Origin of the sequence: Pseudomonas sp. NPDC089392, from assembly GCF_044749595.1 — a bacterium.
Classification (GTDB): domain Bacteria; phylum Pseudomonadota; class Gammaproteobacteria; order Pseudomonadales; family Pseudomonadaceae; genus Aquipseudomonas.
Genome location: NZ_JBIVIF010000003.1, coordinates 154,329 through 171,697 on the forward strand (window position 1 = coordinate 154,329; position 17,369 = coordinate 171,697).

The 17,369-nt window shown below is 57.6% G+C and carries 15 protein-coding genes and 1 pseudogene; 11 read left to right on the top strand and 5 right to left on the bottom strand.

Features of this window, described 5'->3' with window-relative positions:
• Window positions 1-128 precede the first annotated feature (128 nt).
• Window positions 129-906, top strand: a pseudogene (locus tag ACIP1G_RS04325) (Fic family protein); the annotation flags it as partial.
• An 87-nt stretch (window positions 907-993) separates the two neighbouring features.
• On the opposite strand, the gene ACIP1G_RS04330 reads toward ACIP1G_RS04325, so the two are convergent.
• On the bottom strand, window positions 994-1,710 hold the full coding sequence (locus ACIP1G_RS04330) for a hypothetical protein (protein WP_400734149.1): 717 nt from the start codon (window positions 1,708-1,710) through the stop codon (window positions 994-996).
• Between the two features lie 482 nt (window positions 1,711-2,192).
• Between ACIP1G_RS04330 and ACIP1G_RS04335 the strand changes: the two genes are divergently transcribed.
• Together ACIP1G_RS04335 and ACIP1G_RS04340 are read left to right on the top strand one after the other, a co-directional pair.
• On the top strand, window positions 2,193-2,435 hold the full coding sequence (locus ACIP1G_RS04335; RefSeq protein ID WP_110741885.1) for a hypothetical protein: 243 nt from the start codon (window positions 2,193-2,195) through the stop codon (window positions 2,433-2,435).
• 163 nt (window positions 2,436-2,598) lie between these two features.
• Entirely contained in the window at window positions 2,599-2,862 is a 264-nt protein-coding gene (locus tag ACIP1G_RS04340) for a DUF3077 domain-containing protein (RefSeq protein ID WP_400622814.1), read from the top strand.
• A 70-nt stretch (window positions 2,863-2,932) separates the two neighbouring features.
• Here ACIP1G_RS04340 and ACIP1G_RS04345 read toward each other — a convergent pair whose 3' ends face one another.
• Window positions 2,933-3,739 (bottom strand): HNH endonuclease, encoded by an 807-nt coding sequence (locus ACIP1G_RS04345; RefSeq protein ID WP_400734152.1) that lies wholly within the window; start codon window positions 3,737-3,739, stop codon window positions 2,933-2,935.
• 545 nt (window positions 3,740-4,284) lie between these two features.
• On the opposite strand from ACIP1G_RS04345, the gene ACIP1G_RS04350 reads away from it, so the two are divergent.
• Together ACIP1G_RS04350 and ACIP1G_RS04355 are read left to right on the top strand one after the other, a co-directional pair.
• Complete coding sequence (locus tag ACIP1G_RS04350; RefSeq protein WP_400734155.1) at window positions 4,285-5,682, top strand: tyrosine-type recombinase/integrase; 1,398 nt, start codon at window positions 4,285-4,287, stop codon at window positions 5,680-5,682.
• 368 nt (window positions 5,683-6,050) lie between these two features.
• On the top strand, window positions 6,051-6,473 hold the full coding sequence (locus ACIP1G_RS04355; protein ID WP_400734158.1) for a winged helix-turn-helix domain-containing protein: 423 nt from the start codon (window positions 6,051-6,053) through the stop codon (window positions 6,471-6,473).
• Here the strand turns inward: ACIP1G_RS04355 and ACIP1G_RS04360 are convergent.
• Both ACIP1G_RS04360 and ACIP1G_RS04365 read right to left on the bottom strand, forming a co-directional pair.
• Window positions 6,470-6,700, bottom strand: coding sequence for a hypothetical protein (locus ACIP1G_RS04360; RefSeq protein WP_400734161.1), 231 nt, complete (start codon window positions 6,698-6,700; stop codon window positions 6,470-6,472). The two genes, ACIP1G_RS04355 and ACIP1G_RS04360, sit on opposite strands and share 4 nt — an antisense overlap.
• Before the next feature lie 40 nt (window positions 6,701-6,740).
• Complete coding sequence (locus ACIP1G_RS04365; protein ID WP_400734164.1) at window positions 6,741-7,574, bottom strand: transporter substrate-binding domain-containing protein; 834 nt, start codon at window positions 7,572-7,574, stop codon at window positions 6,741-6,743.
• Window positions 7,575-7,896: 322 nt separating this feature from the next.
• Here ACIP1G_RS04365 and ACIP1G_RS04370 point away from each other — a divergent pair, with 322 nt between their 5' ends.
• From ACIP1G_RS04370 to ppsA, 3 genes are all read left to right on the top strand, one after another.
• Complete coding sequence (locus tag ACIP1G_RS04370) at window positions 7,897-8,421, top strand: heme-degrading domain-containing protein (protein WP_400734166.1); 525 nt, start codon at window positions 7,897-7,899, stop codon at window positions 8,419-8,421.
• A gap of 93 nt (window positions 8,422-8,514) precedes the next feature.
• Window positions 8,515-9,915 carry a GABA permease gene (gene gabP, locus ACIP1G_RS04375; RefSeq protein WP_400734168.1) on the top strand — a complete coding sequence of 467 codons (1,401 nt, stop codon included), beginning with the start codon at window positions 8,515-8,517 and terminating at the stop codon, window positions 9,913-9,915.
• 32 nt (window positions 9,916-9,947) lie between these two features.
• On the top strand, window positions 9,948-12,371 hold the full coding sequence (gene ppsA, locus ACIP1G_RS04380; RefSeq protein ID WP_400734170.1) for a phosphoenolpyruvate synthase: 2,424 nt from the start codon (window positions 9,948-9,950) through the stop codon (window positions 12,369-12,371).
• A gap of 67 nt (window positions 12,372-12,438) precedes the next feature.
• On the opposite strand, the gene ACIP1G_RS04385 is transcribed toward ppsA, so the two are convergent.
• Window positions 12,439-12,909 carry an Lrp/AsnC family transcriptional regulator gene (locus tag ACIP1G_RS04385; RefSeq protein WP_400734173.1) on the bottom strand — a complete coding sequence of 157 codons (471 nt, stop codon included), beginning with the start codon at window positions 12,907-12,909 and terminating at the stop codon, window positions 12,439-12,441.
• A gap of 169 nt (window positions 12,910-13,078) precedes the next feature.
• Between ACIP1G_RS04385 and ACIP1G_RS04390 the strand changes: the two genes are divergently transcribed.
• From ACIP1G_RS04390 to ACIP1G_RS04400, 3 genes are all read left to right on the top strand, one after another.
• Window positions 13,079-14,332 (top strand): Zn-dependent hydrolase, encoded by a 1,254-nt coding sequence (locus ACIP1G_RS04390; RefSeq protein WP_400734174.1) that lies wholly within the window; start codon window positions 13,079-13,081, stop codon window positions 14,330-14,332.
• A gap of 75 nt (window positions 14,333-14,407) precedes the next feature.
• On the top strand, window positions 14,408-15,634 hold the full coding sequence (locus ACIP1G_RS04395) for a diaminopropionate ammonia-lyase (protein WP_400734177.1): 1,227 nt from the start codon (window positions 14,408-14,410) through the stop codon (window positions 15,632-15,634).
• An 87-nt stretch (window positions 15,635-15,721) separates the two neighbouring features.
• Complete coding sequence (locus ACIP1G_RS04400) at window positions 15,722-17,365, top strand: APC family permease (protein WP_400734180.1); 1,644 nt, start codon at window positions 15,722-15,724, stop codon at window positions 17,363-17,365.
• The last annotated feature ends 4 nt before the right edge of the window (window positions 17,366-17,369 follow it).

Sequence of the window (17,369 nt, forward strand, 5' to 3'; positions counted from 1 at the left end):
AGTCTGCCTTGCGGCGGACACGTCGCTAAAAACCCATTTCAAGAACACGTCGTGCACACATGTCGTCGCCGGCGACACAAGAACAAAACGTGTCGCTGAAAACAAAAAGTAGCGACACGTCATGCACACATGAGGCCCTGGCTGAGCGCCCACTCTCCACCGGCACGGCGGTCGAGATCTGTCGTACGCTCAAGCGCGTAAATATGGATATACGCCGGGTGCCGGGTACACAGTTGGCCAACGACCGCACCGGAGAGACCCACCCGAGGGTGAAGGCTATTTGCGCAATCTGCTCGCCAACTGGGAGCGCTTTCTGCACAACGAAACGGAGCTGGACCCTCTGGTACGTATGGCTGTGGGGCACTACCAGTTTGAGGCCATCCACCCATTCACCGATGGTAACGGCCGTACCGGGCGCGTACTCAACACCCTGTATCTAATCCACGAAGGCCTGCTTAACCTGCCGATTCTCTACCTCAGCCGGTACATCATCGCCCACCGAGCCGATTACTACCGTCTGCTGCTAAATGTCACCCGCGAACAGGCCTGGGAGCCCTGGCTGCTGTACATGCTCAGTGCGGTGGAAGAAACCGCTCGTTGGACCACTGCCAAAATTGCCGGCATCCGCAGCCTGTCGGAGCACACCACCCAGTTTGTACGCGAACAGCTGCCGAAATCTATTCCCGCGAGCTAGTAGACGTGATTTTCGAGCAACCGTACTGCCGCATCAGCAACGTCGTCGACAAACAGATTGCCCAGCGTCAAGCCGCCTCCCGCTACCTCAAGGAGTTGGTCGCCATCGGCGTCCTGCAAGAGGTGCAGGTCGGCAAGGAAAAGCTCTTTATCCACCCAAAGCTGATGCAGTTACTGATTCGCGACAACAATGTGTTCAAGCCCTACGCCTGATCCATTTTTAAGAAGTCCTCATGAGCAAGCAAAAAGACCAATTTATCGCCCACCACGAAAGGCACTCGCCACCTTCAACCGCTGTTATCAGGGCTTCATGAGCGGCTCGATGCCGATCCATTTCTTCAACGGGTGATAACACAGCTGCAGGGGCGGAATTTCCACCTTTCGCCCCTGCACCTGCAGGCTACCCAGGTTAATCGTCCATTTGGAATCGGCGTTCAGTTTGTTCGTCTGGAAGATCACATACGCCGAGCCATAGCGCTTGTTGTTGGTGAGCTTGGGGATCATCCGGTGTACTTCATCGCTGTTGATGTCGTACGGCGATGGCCTTGCAGCGCGCTCAGTCACAGACGGATAGTCGTAGATATCGTTGAGGCCAACGTACACCTCGGGCCGTGCATGCAGGCGCGAGCCGTCTTCGAAGGTGATGTAGGCCTGGCGGCTGTCGTACAGCACCGGGATCGGCGGCTGGCCACGTTTGGAGTCGGTCGAAGGGCGCTGGCGGTCCTTGTTGTAGGCGATCATCTGCACGAAGAATTCCGGCCGCGGGTACTGCTCGCCCGGGTACTGCACATGCAGGCCTTGCTCGTAGCGCTTTTCACCCCATTGAGCCGCGTGGTCGTAGAGGTAGGTTTCAAGGTAGAGGGTGGTTTCGCCCTGCGGGCCTGGGACTTTGAACTGGAACTCGGATTCGCAGAGGTCCGCGTAGGCGGCGCGTTCGCGTTTCCAGGGGAGGCACGCGGTGAGTGAGGCTGTGGTTAGCAACAGCAGGAGGGAGGTGGTGCGTTTGAGGTTGGTCATGACCTGCCTTGGTCTGGATGCGATGGGGCAGTTTCGGGGGATTCGAGGGCGGAAGTCCATGGTGACCGTTTGACATCATCGGGACATGGCTGGATACAGGGATGGGTGGGTGGTTTGCTTTTTGAGAGGTTTGAAGGGTTGGCCGAGCAATGAACGCTGCAGAATTTGACGGCAAACGCGGGGAAAGAATCAGAAAAAAGAACTTCCTTGTAGGGCATTTCCCAAAGATACTCCCTGCGCCTGATTTCCGTTGCACATGGTCAACGTGGGTTCTAGTCTCGGCTGGTCGCTGCCAATTCAGCGACCGGTTTTGACGGACCGATGACGCTGTCCTCATGTGCACCCTTTTATGGTGGCTGTACGTGCGGGCACCCTGTGTGCGCCGAGTGCCAACGTCTCGGTCCGTCAACCCGCGTACAGCTGCCACCCCATTGCTTGACGGCATGGAGTGGTAGTTCCTCCTCTGACGTTGGAGCTTTACCATGCTCAAGATCGTTCCAGATCCACCCCACAAAACTCTCTGCCTTGAAGACACCTTGATCCAGGCAACGGAATACGCACTATGCGCTGCGACCGTTGTGCATCAGGCCATATTGCTGCAGCCCAAGTCGCCTGTGTCGATTCTGATGATGACCTCGATGCATGAACTGGAGACGCTGCGGGCTTTGCTTGAGTCCGCACTGGTTCAGCTACAGGTGCCCACTGAGCCCAGGACTTCGCACTGAGGCCTTACTGATTGTGTCGCTTGGGCATGGCCCATCACCGGCAAGCCAGGCCCCCCGACAGTGAACTGACCTATATCACAGGCCCTGACGCTTGTGAGCGGCCGTGGGGGATTGCTGGCTTTGACGCCAGCCCAGGTATTTGAGATTTCGGGGAGATTGAACAATGTCTACAGAAGAAACCAAATTCACCGTTGGCAAAACTACTTTTTACCAAGGGGCAAACCAGACCCATCCCCTCTTCCGCATCGAAGCTGGCATCCCGTGCCAAAGTGCGCGTGAGCAAGCTTCGGAGCTGATGGGCTATGCACGAGATATGACCTTGGACGGTTTGATGGACGACAAACCGCAACTGATATGGGCATCGCACTACCTCTGCGCCATGGCGAAAGCGCTTATGGATGATGCCGAGCTGGGAATGATGCGCTGACTCCAATTCCTCCACGAATGTCTTCGAGACCAAAATTAAATCCTGGTCTCGGAGGCCGCTGCTTTCGTCCCTACACCAAATCGTTGACCCATCGCCCTCGTAACATACCTTTCAACTCGTCAAAGCTCAGAGTCATGTCTCGCTTGCGGTGCACCACCGCATGACAGTTTGCGCACAACGTCACCAGATCTGTCTCAGGATTCACGGTCTGCTCCCCACCATATTCCGAAATCGGTACTACGTGGTGAACGTGAATGAAGCCCTTCGCATGCTCACCGTAAGCCTGTTCGAAATCAAACCCACATGCCTTGCAGTCAAGCCCGTGGAAAGCGATGGCCTTTATCCTGAGGTCTTTCCGGCGCTCGTAGCGGGTGCCGAAGTAGCTTGTCTTGCTGCCCTCGCTGAACGATTCGAAGATGTACCCTTCATCGTCCGTGCTCGGCACGACCGCTTCACCCTGCGAAGGCGAGAATTGCGCAGAACTTAAGATGGCATCGTAATCGGCCTGGGAGATGGGCCGAACGCCAGCACGCCAGTAGTTTTTCGGGCGAGCAGCGGGAGTAGTCTCCAGGTACACCCCGTTGTTTTTGGAAAGGACAGCGCTTTCAAACGGCGTAAAGCTTTCAATGAACGCGTAGAGATCACCCTTATCACTCTTTGAGTCCGCGTAGACCTTGCCGATGCGTGCCTTGCCAAAATAATGCGGCGCGCCGCTAAGGCGCGCGGCTGCATAGGCTTTGTCCTTGATACGGCCTTTGTAGTAGATCACCTCCGTTCCCTGAGCGAGCAACGTTTTGTAGCGTTTGGGGAAGTGATACACAGCGCCTGTCTCGTCTTCCCACTGGGATATGTCATTCTCAACGATGATGACGGGCATGAAATTTCCTCTCCGTAGGTGACAAGAGCCTACCAAAAAAGAAGAAATTTCCTACGGCGAACTGAAAATGGACTTAATCCTTCATTATTTTGTGAAGGGCCATGGCCTATGTAGAGGATGTCGGTAGCGGTCGATCGTGGGCGAGGCGGATTCCGTCTCCGCGGCTCACACATAGTAATTTAGCCATACCGGAAATATTGCGGACGCGGGTTCAGATCCCCCCGGCTCACGGGACCTCCCTACAGAGCTACATTCTTTTCCACACAAAAAAGCCCAGTCGTAACCGACTGGGCTTTTTCGTTTTCAATAATGGTCGGGACGGAGTGATTCGAACACTCGACCCCTTGCACCCCATGCGCTTATTTAGTGTATTTTCCTGGAGTTACCTGGATTGCCACGGAAAGCCTACAAGCTAGCAAATACGCGGCATACAGACTATATTACGTTCTATCTCTGTCCATCAGCATCCAGTTATAGCCGGTCGATCCGGTGGGGCAAAAGTGGGGCAAAATTCCAAGGTGATCGACCTTGGCTAGGGGTAGACATTGGCAAAGATCACAGTGAAGCAACTCGAAGCACTCACACCCGCCGATGATGGCAAAACGCTCCGTGAAGAGGGTGGCCTGACCGCCAAAGTTCGTGCAGGTGTGCGCGGCGTTACAGCGCTGTTCCGCTACGAGTTCAAAATGGGCGGAGCCAAACGCGATCAGCGCCTAGGTAGCTGGCCCAAAAAATCGCTAGCGCAGATTCGTGCTGAGCGAGACGAAGTGAGAGCAAGCGTTACTAAAGGTATAGAACCCGCCATTGCCCGAAAGGCAGCTAAGATCGAGGCTCAAGCTGCGGTCGCCGCAACCATTGCTGAAGCCGAACGTCAGGCTGCAGAAAACAAGACGGTCACCGACCTTTTTGAAGAGTGGATGCGCGACGGGGTATCTCGCCAGGACGGCAACGCAGAACTGCGCCGCAGCTTTTCCAAAGACGTGCTACCAGCTATTGGCGATAAACCACTGCGAACCATAACTGAAAAAGATCTGCTCGCCCTTCTGCGCTCGATTAAAGCCCGCGGTCTAAACCGTACCGTCGTTATTCGCAGCAAGGACATAGGTCAGATGCTGAGATGGGCCGAGAAACGCAAGCCGTGGCGCACCCTGATGGTAGACGGTAATCCCGCCGACCTGATTGACGTCAATAAGCTACTTGATCATGACTATCAGGAGCAGCGCGATCGTCTTCTATCCACTGACGAAATCCAAGAGCTGCAACAAATTTTCACTCGCTTGGTGTGTGAGTATGATGCCTTGCCCGCCGGTAAGAAATACTCCGGCATCCGACCTGTGAATTCCCGCGTGCAATGCGCAGTCTGGATCTGCCTTAGCACGCTCTGTCGCATTGGAGAGCTCCTAAAATCCGAATGGCGACATGTCGATCTCGAGAACGGCACCTGGTTCATTCCAGCAGAAGCCACCAAAGGTCATAAAGGTAAACGGCAGGATCACCATGTATTCCTATCATCATTCGCGCTGAACCAGTTCAAACGTCTTAGAGAAGAAACAGGCCACACCCAGTTCTGCTTTCCCAGCAAAGACGAAAGCAGTCATGTGGATACCAAAACAGTCAGCAAGCTGATCGGAGACCGGCAATGCTGCTTCAAGAATCGCAGCAAGCCTTTATCTGGCCGGCATCACGACGACTCACTGGTACTAAGCCAAGGTAACAAGGGCGAATGGACTCCGCATGACTTGCGTCGTACAGGAGCGACCATGATGCAGGAGCTCGGTGTGACATTAGAAATCATTGATCGTTGCCAGAATCACCTGCTGCGAGGCTCAAAGGTACGCCGGCATTATCTGCATTATGACTATGCCAAGGAGAAAAATGAGGCATGGAGCATACTAGGGGATCGCCTTGAAACAATCCTTCGAGCTCCAACGGCTGAAATCTAATGAGAAACTAATCGGAGCGGGAAACGAGACTCGCATCGGGCCTGCGAGCCGTTGAAATCTAAGAATTTTCAGCCATACCTGAAACAGGGATAGCCTTGATTCTGGACTCATTTTTCCAAGCTCTCAATTGTTGCTGTCCCCGGCCACGTTTCAGCGCCAGATCACGCTGCAGGATCGATCCGTAGCTGGCTACCGGTTTCAGGTGCCGGCAGCTTGGAAATTTTCCGTGGGGCCAATCTAGGCCAGTCTGGACATCCCGTACGAGCCGCGTCGCCGCTTGCTGATAAATCTAGATCTCGAGGCTTGCCCGAGCCTGGCAGCGCTCGGTTAAGAAACTCACTAAACTGTACAACTGTACTCAGCACTGCATGCATTATAAAATTCACGCCTTCAGCATTGATATCGACGGTTTGAGAGTGAACGGCACACGGCGGGCTTTTGAGCGTTCAGCGCTGGCGGGTTTGGATGAAGCACTGCGGCTTGATCCGTCAAGATTCGAAATATCCTGCTATGGGTTGTCGTATACCCTCAAGCCAACCCCCTGTCGCCTGATGCATCTGCTGATTCAGAACAGCGGCCAAGTAGTCAGCCGAAAAGCAATCTACAAGGAGATATGGGGGTATGACTTCGATCCAGGAACCAAGTTGATCGAAGTGCAGGTTCACTATCTACGAGGCGTATTGTGCAGGCTGAAGTCCGTTTTCGAGATCAAGACATACAGAGGCAAGGGCATTTGCCTTCAGGTAATGGATCAGGAGACCGGCCGAACTGAGGCCCTCGCGCCATCCTAAGATCCCGGCGCGATCGAGCCCTTGCCGCCAATAAGGTCCAATAGCTGCTGAGCACCCTGCCCAATACGGCTGAAGTGAAATTCCGGCCGAGCCCCTTCGGTAGCCAACTGCTCGACGATGGCAGCGCCGATGCCACCCGGTGCTCCGGTTACCAAAACAGGTTGTCCTGCGAGCAGGCGTGTCCGATCACTCATCGTGCCCACCTTCATTTGCTGAAAATCCAACATAGGCCGCTCGCACCCTCGGCGAGCGGCCGTCTTGCTTGAACTACTTGGTTGCATTCGCCTCAACGGAGGCCTTATCTACCAGCTGCTGAATCTCACCGGTGTCTCGACGCTGGCGCAAGTAGATATTCAGCACTTCCAGGTCAGCTGCTGAAATATCTCGGCGCACGCCGAAGGAGACACCCTGCTTGGCCAGCGCTGGCTTGGGCAAGATCTCGCGGGTCCAGTCAGGGTTCGCCAGGGCGAAAAGATGGTTTGTATCACTGGCATCAACCAGCACATCGGCACGCTTGGACATCACCGCCAGGCGAGCCTCATCCATACCAGGCAGACGCATGATCTTGCCGTTGCGAATGACCGAGGAAATAGCCTTGTCCTGTGCGGTACCGGACATTACAGCGAAGGTCACTTCGGGCTTGTCGAGCGCCGAAATATCCTCTTTCACCTCCGCGACCTTGGGGTTTTCCTTGTTCACCAGGAGCGACACCTGATAGTCGGTTGCCGGGACTGTGAAGGCAACGGCCAAGGCCCGCTCGGGGGTCTGGTTCAGTGCCATCGCCAGGTCCCACTTGTTGCTCTGCAGCCCAGCCACCAAGTTGTCCCAGGTGGTGTCGACGAAAGACACCTTGACCTTCAGCACCTTCTCCCCAAAATCGCGGCACAGGTCGACGAAATAGCCACTGTACTGACCCGTCTTGGCGTCGCGCATCACATAGGGCGCGGCCACCGCCGCACCGCAGCGCAACTCGCCCGCCTTTTGAATATCTTTCCAAACAGACGTTTCTGCAGCTTGAGCAGCGGACTGTGCCAGCAATGCGCCGCACAGGCTTGCGCCAACGAAGAGACCTTTCAGATACGACGGGACCGGAAGAACCATTTCACACCTCACTGATTTTCATTGTTTTTTGGCAGGAAGGTACGGCACTTGCTGCATGCGATTTTGTGTGCATGACTGCATTCACAATAAAAACTATGATAGAGACTGTCAACAGCATCGCATGGAGCGATTTGTCCTCCGAAGACTCTCTTGATACCAGAAGTGAAAACGCGAGAGCGCTCGATACCTCGGCCAATCATGGGTGAGGAATTTAATAACATAGCGTTAGAATAAATGGATTTAACTCAACAATGCTTTCGCCCCAAGCTTTCGTGATCTGTAGGGTCCGCGCGAGCGGCGGACCGCTGAATGGAGGTCGACCATGAGCCTGAACGATGAACTGGCACTTTTGATTCACCAGGAAGAAACCCTTCAGTTCCCGAGCTTTAACGAGGAAGCGGCATGGCAACTGGGCAGTCTCCTGTACCAACAGGCAGAGGCCAAGTCTTGGCCGCTGGTGATTGATGTGAGGCGTTTCGACCGCCCCCTGTTCTTCGCAGCAAGGCCGGGCATCACCTCTGACAACCTCGCGTGGGTGGCCCGCAAGAACAACACCGTTCAGCGCTTCCTGCGCAGCTCCTATCGAATCCGCTATCAGCTGGCCTTGGAAGGCTTGGACATTAGCGAGCGCTATTTCCTTTCACCGGTCGACTACGCCAGCGTCGGTGGCGGCTTCCCAATCATCGTACGAGGCTCAGGTGTCATCGGCTCAGTAACGGTTTCCGGCCTACCTGATCGGCAAGATCACCAAATCATCGTCGACGCGCTCTGCGAGCTGCTCGGCCATACCCCAGACACTTTGGCACTGTCACCAGAGTGCCCGTTCCAGAAGGCAAGCCCGCGCTAGCGGTTTTCCCCACCGCACGACGTCACTCAGTGCGTTGGGGCCTTGCCTGTTGTACGGATTAGAACGCTCCAAGAACAAATAATGAGTCTATCCATGTCAAATACATCACTCGCTCCCGGCTTGAAGCAGCGCCACGTCACCATGCTGTCGATTGCCGGCGTCATCGGTGCGGGCCTGTTCGTCTTCTCAGGGCATGCCATTGCCAAGGCCGGTCCGGCCGTTATCCTGGCCTACATCTTTACTGGCGCGCTTGTCGTGTTGGTCATGCGAATGCTGGGCGAAATGGCGGTCGCGTCACCGGATACCGGTTCGTTTTCAACCTATGCCGACCGGGCCATCGGCCCTTGGGCCGGCTTCAGCATCGGCTGGCTGTATTGGTGGTTCTGGGTACTGGCCATTCCATTGGAAGCCATTGCTGCAGCGAACATCGTCCATGCGTGGGTGCCGGCCATCGACACTTGGATCACTGCCATGGCCGTGATCGTGCTTCTGACGTGTTCCAACTTCTTCAGTGTCGCTCGCTACGGTGAGTTCGAGTTCTGGTTTGGCCTGATCAAGATTGTCGCCATCATCTCCTTCATTGCACTATGCGCAGCTGCACTGATGGGGTTGCTGCCCAATCGTGAAGTCAGCGGCATAGGGCAACTGATGGCCCAGCACGGAGGCTTCGCACCGAACGGGCTATCAGCGGTCATCGGTGCCATGCTGACAACCATGTTCAGCTTCATCGGCGCCGAAGTGGTAACCATCGCTGCCGCAGAGTCGAAGAATCCCGCACGTCAGATCACCCGCGCGACCAACTCGGTGGTATGGCGTATCTGCGTCTTCTACCTGCTGTCCATTCTGATGATTTTGTCCGTGGTGCCTTGGGATGATCCACGCCTGGCAGAAGTGGGCTCGTTCCAGCGCGCGCTGGAGATCATGAACATTCCCAACGCCAACCTGGTGATCGACATCGTCGTCTTGCTGGCAGTCGCCAGTTGCATGAACTCCCAGGTTTACACCGCCTCGCGCATGCTCTACTCGCTGGCCAAACGCGGTGATGCGCCACGACTGTACAAGTACACCACCAAAGCGAACGTGCCACTCGCAGCAGTAGCAGGTTCGACGGTGATCGGCATCGTGGCAACCTTCATCAATTACTTCGCCCCCGAAAACGTGTTCAAGTTCCTGCTTTCCACCTCCGGTGCTGTCGCATTGCTCGTCTACCTGGTCATTGCCGTCTCGCAGCTGTGCCTGCGCAAGAAGCTGATGGCCGCAGGCAAGACGCCGGAGTTTCGCATGTGGCTGTTCCCGTGGCTGACCTGGGCAGCGATTCTGTTCATCAGTGGCGCACTGATCGGCATGTTCTTCATCCCGGCCTATCGCTCAGAGATCACAGCCACCGGGCTCTTGGCCGTGATGATCATCTGCCTCGGCCTGATCCACCAAAGAAGGACTCATGTCACAGGCGCCCAGAATCACGAACAACGTGCCGCGCTGTCTGAGCGATGAGCATGTCTGCAATGTCTACCGGAGATTCAAACGTGGTTGAGTACGTAGTTTCCCTCGATAAGCTCGGCGTCCATGATGTGGAGCATGTGGGGGGCAAGAACGCATCCCTGGGCGAGATGATCAGTAACCTCGCTGGTGCCGGGGTGTCCGTGCCGGGCGGCTTTGCTACCACGGCGCAGGCGTACCGTGACTTTCTCGAGCAGAGTGGCCTGAACGACAAGATTCACGCCGCGCTCAACGCGCTGGACGTGGATGACATCAATGCCCTGACCAAGACCGGCGCGCAGATCCGCCAGTGGGTCATGGAAGCCGAATTCCCGGCACGTCTTGATAGCGAAATCCGTACGGCCTTCGCCGAAATGGCCGCCGGCAACGACAACATGGCCGTTGCCGTGCGCTCCTCGGCTACCGCCGAAGACCTGCCGGACGCCTCGTTCGCCGGCCAGCAGGAAACCTTCCTCAACATCCGTGGCGTCGACAACGTGATCCGCGCGGCCAAGGAAGTGTTCGCCTCGCTGTTCAACGACCGCGCCATCGCCTACCGCGTGCACCAGGGCTTCGACCACAAGCTGGTTGCCCTGTCCGCTGGCGTGCAGCGCATGGTCCGCTCGGAAACCGGCACTGCCGGCGTGATGTTCACCCTCGACACCGAGTCAGGCTTCCGTGACGTGGTGTTCATCACCGGCGCCTACGGCCTGGGTGAAACCGTGGTGCAGGGTGCGGTCAACCCTGACGAATTCTATGTGCACAAGCAGACCCTGGAGGCTGGCCGCCCGGCCATCCTGCGCCGCAACCTGGGCAGCAAGGCGATCAAGATGGTCTATGGCGACGAAGCCAAGGCCGGCCGTTCGGTCAAGACCGTTGAAGTCGACCGCGCCGAGCGCGCGCGCTTCTGCCTGACCGATGCCGAGGTCAGCGAGCTGGCCAAGCAGGCGATGATCATCGAGCAGCACTACCAGCGCCCGATGGACATCGAATGGGCCAAGGACGGTGACGACGGCAAGCTGTACATCGTCCAGGCCCGCCCTGAGACCGTGAAAAGCCGTTCCAGCGCCAATGTCATGGAACGCTACCTGCTGAAGGAAAAGGGTACCGTGCTGGTCGAAGGCCGTGCCATCGGCCAGCGCATCGGCGCCGGCAAGGTCCGCGTGATCAACGACGTATCGGAAATGGACAAGGTCCAGCCGGGCGACGTGCTGGTATCCGACATGACCGACCCGGACTGGGAGCCGGTCATGAAGCGCGCCAGCGCCATCGTCACCAACCGCGGCGGGCGTACCTGCCACGCGGCGATCATCGCCCGTGAGCTGGGCATCCCGGCCGTGGTCGGTTGCGGCAACGCCACCCAGGTACTGAAAGACGGCCAGGGCGTGACCGTGTCCTGCGCCGAAGGCGACACCGGTTTCATCTTCGAAGGTGAGCTGGGCTTCGACATCAAGCAGAACTCGGTCGATGCCATGCCCGAGCTGCCGTTCAAGATCATGATGAACGTCGGCAACCCGGACCGCGCCTTCGACTTCGCCCAGCTGCCGAACGCCGGCGTAGGCCTGGCGCGCCTGGAATTCATCATCAACCGCATGATCGGCGTGCACCCCAAGGCGCTGCTGAACTACGCCGGCCTGCCAGCCGACCTGAAAGACAGCGTCGACAAGCGCATTGCCGGCTACAACGACCCGGTCGGCTTCTACGTCGAGAAGCTGGTCGAAGGCATCAGCACCCTGGCGGCGGCCTTCTACCCGAAAAAGGTCATCGTGCGCCTGTCGGACTTCAAGTCCAACGAGTACGCCAACCTGATCGGCGGCAAGCTGTACGAGCCGGAAGAAGAGAACCCGATGCTGGGCTTCCGTGGCGCCTCGCGCTACATCAGCGAGTCGTTCCGTGACTGCTTCGAGCTCGAGTGCCGTGCGCTGAAGCGCGTGCGCAACGAGATGAGCCTGACCAACGTCGAGATCATGGTGCCGTTCGTTCGCACCCTGGGCGAGGCCAGCCAGGTCGTCGACCTGCTCGCGGAAAACGGCCTGGCCCGTGGCGACAACGGCCTGCGCGTGATCATGATGTGCGAGCTGCCGTCCAACGCGATCCTCGCCGAAGAGTTCCTCGAGTACTTCGACGGCTTCTCGATCGGTTCCAACGACCTGACCCAGCTGACCCTGGGCCTGGACCGCGACTCGGGCATCATTGCCCACCTGTTCGACGAGCGTAACCCGGCGGTGAAAAAGCTGCTGGCCAACGCCATCGCCGCGTGCAACAAGGCCGGCAAGTACATCGGCATCTGCGGCCAGGGCCCATCGGACCACCCGGACTTGGCCAAGTGGCTGATGGAGCAGGGTATAGACAGCGTGTCCTTGAACCCGGACTCTGTGATCGAGACCTGGCTCTTCCTGGCGGAGAATGAAGAACAGGAAACCATTGAGTTCCCAGCACTCGAAGCCCTGGTGGCCTTCGCCCAACGATAACGGGTAGCAGGCAGTTTCAGCAGCGCCGGGCAGGGGCAACGACAGTTGCCCCTGCCTCATTCCAGTCTTAGCCTTCCAGGTCGGTCGGCACCGCGAGCCCGGTTTTTACATTGCTCATTGAAACCAGTGTCTTGAAGCGCTTGACGTTGTTGCTTTGGAAAAAGAGCGCCCTGGTCAATTGCGTGTATTGCTCCATGTTCCTGACCAGCATGATCAGCACGAAGTCACACTCCCCTGCCACGTAGTAGCACTGTTGAACCTGCGGGCACGCCATGAAAGTCCTTTTCATTTCGTCCAGCAGCTCCAACCGCTCACTTTCTACCTCGACCTCGGTGATGACGGTCAGCATGTAACCCAGGCTCGCAGGGTTCACCTGCGCCACCGTGCGCTGAATGACCCCTTCGCTGCCCAATTTCTTCAAGCGCCGATTGACCGCAGCCGAGGACAGGTTCACCTGCTCGCCAAGATCTATCTGGGACATTGTTGCATCGCGCTGGACCACTTCCAGTAACGCACGGTCAAACGAATCAAGGCTCATGGTCAACCCGTAATGAATCCATCGGTTCAAGCGCTCAACCGCAATAAAACTACGCAAACGGACCCAAAATCAAGCTTTCATACACACTGAAAGGAATATCATTTCTAAGGTAACCACAGAACAACAACGCGAGGTGGCGGCATTCGCCCTTCGCACTGCGGAGATAGAGATGAGCAATGTGCCTGGTTTGCAATTGAATGGTGCGAAGCTTCTTCAGCAGATCAAGACCTTGGGCGATATTGGTGTTGACCTGGCCCAAGGTGGCAGGACGCGCATCGCGCTCAGCGATGCGGAAAAAGCGGGCCGTGATCAGGTGGTGGCCTGGATGCGTGAGCTTGAACTGGACATTCAGGTTGATCGTATCGGCAATATTTTTGGTTCACTCCGCTGCGCAAGCGACACCGGACAAGAACGCCCCTTCATGATGGGATCGCATATCGACACGGTCACCAATGCCGGGGCCCTGGACGGCTGCTACGGTGTGCTGGCTGGGCTGGCCGTACAGCGCGCATACCGTGAGGCAGGCGTGTTACCACCGCGCACCATCACCGTGGGCGCCTTTACCAACGAGGAAGGCGTGCGCTACCAACCGGACATGATGGGCTCGCTGGTCTATGCCGGTGGCATGAGCGTTGAAGACGCTCTGAACACTGTAGGCACCGACGGCAGCCGCCTGGGTGATGAGCTTGCCCGCATCGGCTATGCCGGCGAGCTGGAGCCAGGCGCCATGGTGCCCCACGAATACCTGGAGCTGCACATCGAACAAGGCCCCATTCTGGAGGCGGAAAACACCTTGATCGGCGTTGTGGAAAATCTGCAGGGCATTTCCTGGCAACAGGTGACCGTAAAAGGCAATGCCAACCACGCGGGTACTACCCCTACGCGCCTGCGTCACGATGCTGGCTATGTGGCCTGCGCCATCACCACTGAGTTGCGGCACCTCGCCAAAAGCAGCGGCACCACGCTTGCGACTATCGGCTGCATGACCTTCGAGCCTAATGTGATCAACGTTATCCCGCGTCGCGCCAGCTTCACTGTCGACCTCAGGGACCCAGACGAAAGCAAACTGCTGAAAGCGGAACAACAGCTCGCCGCACGACTTGCAGAAATCTCCGAAGATGAAGGCGTGTCGATTGAAACCGAGCAACTGGTGCGATTCCAGCCTGTGACCTTTGACCCCTCCCTGGCAAATGCTATCGAAGACTCTGCCCAACGCCTGGGTCTCAGTCACCGCCGCATGACCTCAGGCGCAGGCCACGATGCGCAGATGATCGCCCGCATTGCACCCGCCGCAATGATCTTCGTGCCCAGCCGTGGCGGCATCAGCCACAACCCCCGCGAACATACTGACGACGAGCAACTGCTCAACGGTGCGCACTTGCTGCTGGATGTCGTCCAGCGGCGCCTGAACACGCCCCACTGATCACCCCTGCCCACTTGTGCCCGCAGGTTATTACCGGCGGCAGTGGCCCCACTTTGCCTGCTATTGGAGTCCGAAATGCTGTTAGCGAACCCGAACGTAACCCGCCAACCCTACCCTGATGATCTCAAGCGGATCATGAGCATCGCCAGTGCGAACGAAAGTCGCCAGTGGCTTGGCCAGTGGCCGAGCATCAATGCCAATGGCACGCCGCTGTATAACCTGCCAAATCTTGCCAGTGAACTGGGCGTAGCCCAGGTATGGGTCAAAGATGAATCGGTGCGTTCGCAACTGGGTAGTTTCAAGGCACTCGGTGCTCCGATCGCCTTGGTGCGCCTGATCATGCGTACCTTTGCCGAGCGCCAGTTCAGCGCTGCAGACCTGTTTGCCGGCAAGCATGCAGCCGAACTGGCCAACTTCACTGTCATCAGTGCTACCGACGGCAACCACGGACGTGCATTGGCTGCCGCTGCCCAAAGTATCGGCTGCCGCTGCGTGATCCTGCTGCATGCCAACGTCAGCGTCGAGCGAGAGACTGCCATCGCTGCCTATGGCGCACAAATCGTGCGCATCACCGGCAACTATGACGAATCTGTCGAGGAAGCGGCCAGCCTGGCAGAACGCAACAGCTGGCTGGTCGTATCTGACACCTCGTACGAGGGCTATCAGGATATCCCAAGGGATGTAATGCAAGGCTACGGCACCATTCCCGCTGAGATTATTGAAGACCTGCAAGCACAGAGCACCCCGCGGCCGCCGTTTACCCACGTATTCCTGCAAGGCGGCGTGGGCGGCCTGGCAGCGGGTATTGCCAGCTACCTGTGGGAGCACTTTGCTGAGCAACGCCCTATCTTCATCGTGGTTGAGCCTGCGCAAGCGGACTGCCTCTATCAAAGCGCAAAGTCCGGCAAAGCAGCCAAGGCAACCGGCTCGGTAGATTCCGTCATGGCGGGCCTGGCCTGCGGTGAAACCTCTCCTCTGGCCTGGCAGTTCCTGCAGCCGTGCGTCGACTTCTTCATGACCATCGAGGATGACGAAGCCGTGGCATCGATGAAGCGTTTGGCTCAAGGCAGCCAGCAAGACATTCCGCTGGTTGCGGGTGAGTCCGCGGTAGCAGGCCTCTCTGCTCTGACCCGCCTGATGCACGCCCCCAGCTTGGCTGCGGACGTCGGGCTCGATGGGCAATCGCGCGTGTTGTTGATCAGTACCGAGGGGGCAACGGCCCCGGGCGTATACGAAGAACTGGTGGGCGAGTCGAGCGACTCGGTACTCAAGCGTCAAGTGGATTGGCAATCGCGCACCTGATGGCCGCCCTGTCCTGATCCCCCCTGAGGTGTGCGCCTGCACACCTTAGAGGGGCTGCTCCAAACAAAAATAACAGTGGAGTTCCTCATGCAAAAAACCGCTCGCAACATCGGGCCATGGTCACTCATGCTTACAGGCCTGGGTTCTATCATCGGCTCCGGCTGGTTATTCGGTGCCTGGCATGCCTCAGCAATCGCAGGGCCTGCCGCCATCCTGGCTTGGGTTATTGGTGCAGTGGTCGTACTGGCTATCGCCTTGACCTATGCCGAGATGGGCGCCATGTTCCCCGAGTCGGGCGGCATGGTGCGCTATGCCCGCTACTCCCATGGCTCATTGACCGGCTTCCTGGCAGCCTGGGCAAACTGGATTTCCATCGTTTCCGTCATTCCCATCGAGGCCATCGCCTCAGTTCAGTACATGGCCTCATGGCCCTACCCGTGGGCGCAAGCCATGGTCGCCAACGGTGAACTGACCACCCACGGCCTGTGGGCGAGTGCCGCACTCGTGCTGGTCTACTTTGCCCTCAATTACTGGGGGGTGAAGCTGTTCGTCAAGACCAATACCGCTATCACCACTTTCAAGTTGGTAGTACCGGCTGTGACTGGTGTGGCGCTGATCTGGGCGAGCTTTAATACCGAGAATTTTGGCGACGGTACTGCTTCAAGCTTCGCCCCCTATGGTTGGTCGGCAGTCTTCACCGCCGTTGCAGCCAGCGGCATCGTCTTCAGCTTCAACGGTTTCCAGAGCCCAGTGAGCTTAGCCGGTGAGGCTCGCAACCCTGGCAAAAGCATCCCCTTCGCGTTGATTGGCTCAGTACTCATTGCCTTGGTGGTCTATGTGTTGCTCCAGGTAGCGTTCATTGGCGCAGTCAGCCCCCAAAGCATCGCCACAGGCTGGCATAGCCTGAGCTTTGACTCGCCACTGGCACAGCTCGCACTGGCATTGAACTTGAACTGGCTGGCCATACTGCTGTACCTAGACGCCTTCGTCAGCCCTTCCGGAACAGGGTCGATCTATACCGCCACCACGGCGCGGATGATCTACGCCATGGAGCGCAACAACACCATGCCCAAGGTGTTCGGCAGCCTGCACCCGATCTATGGGGTCCCTCGCCCAGCTATGTGGTTCAACCTGGCTGTCTCTTTCGTCTTCCTGTTCTTCTTCCGCGGCTGGGGAACCCTGGCTGCCGTGATTTCGGTTGCCGTTATCATCTCCTTCCTGACGGGCCCTGTGAGCCTTATGTCGCTGCGCCTCACTGCCCCTGATGTACCGCGGCCATTGCGCCTCAAGGGCATGCGATTCATTGCACCGTTCGCATTCATGTGTGCTTCGCTGGTGTTGTACTGGGCCCGCTGGCCGCTGACGGGCCAGGTGATCTTGCTGGTTGTAGGCGCCCTGCCGCTCTTCTTCTATTACCAGGCCAGGCAAGGCTGGAAGGGCTTTGCCAGGGAGTTGGCCGCCGCAGCGTGGTTGATCGGATACCTACCTAGCATGGCGGTTGTTTCCTACATCGGTAGCGAGGCGTTCGGGGGCATCGGGCTGCTCGCAGAAGGGTGGGACATGCTGGTTGTTGCTGGCGTAGCGCTCGCCTTCTACCTGCTGGGTGTACGCAGCGGCTATCGCACACCTTACCTTGCAGAGAGCGTGGTGTGGCATCAGACAGATAATCCTGCCTGCACCGGCGAGCCCCTCCCCGCTTCGACAGCAGCTCAACCTCCACTCTCTCACTGATCAG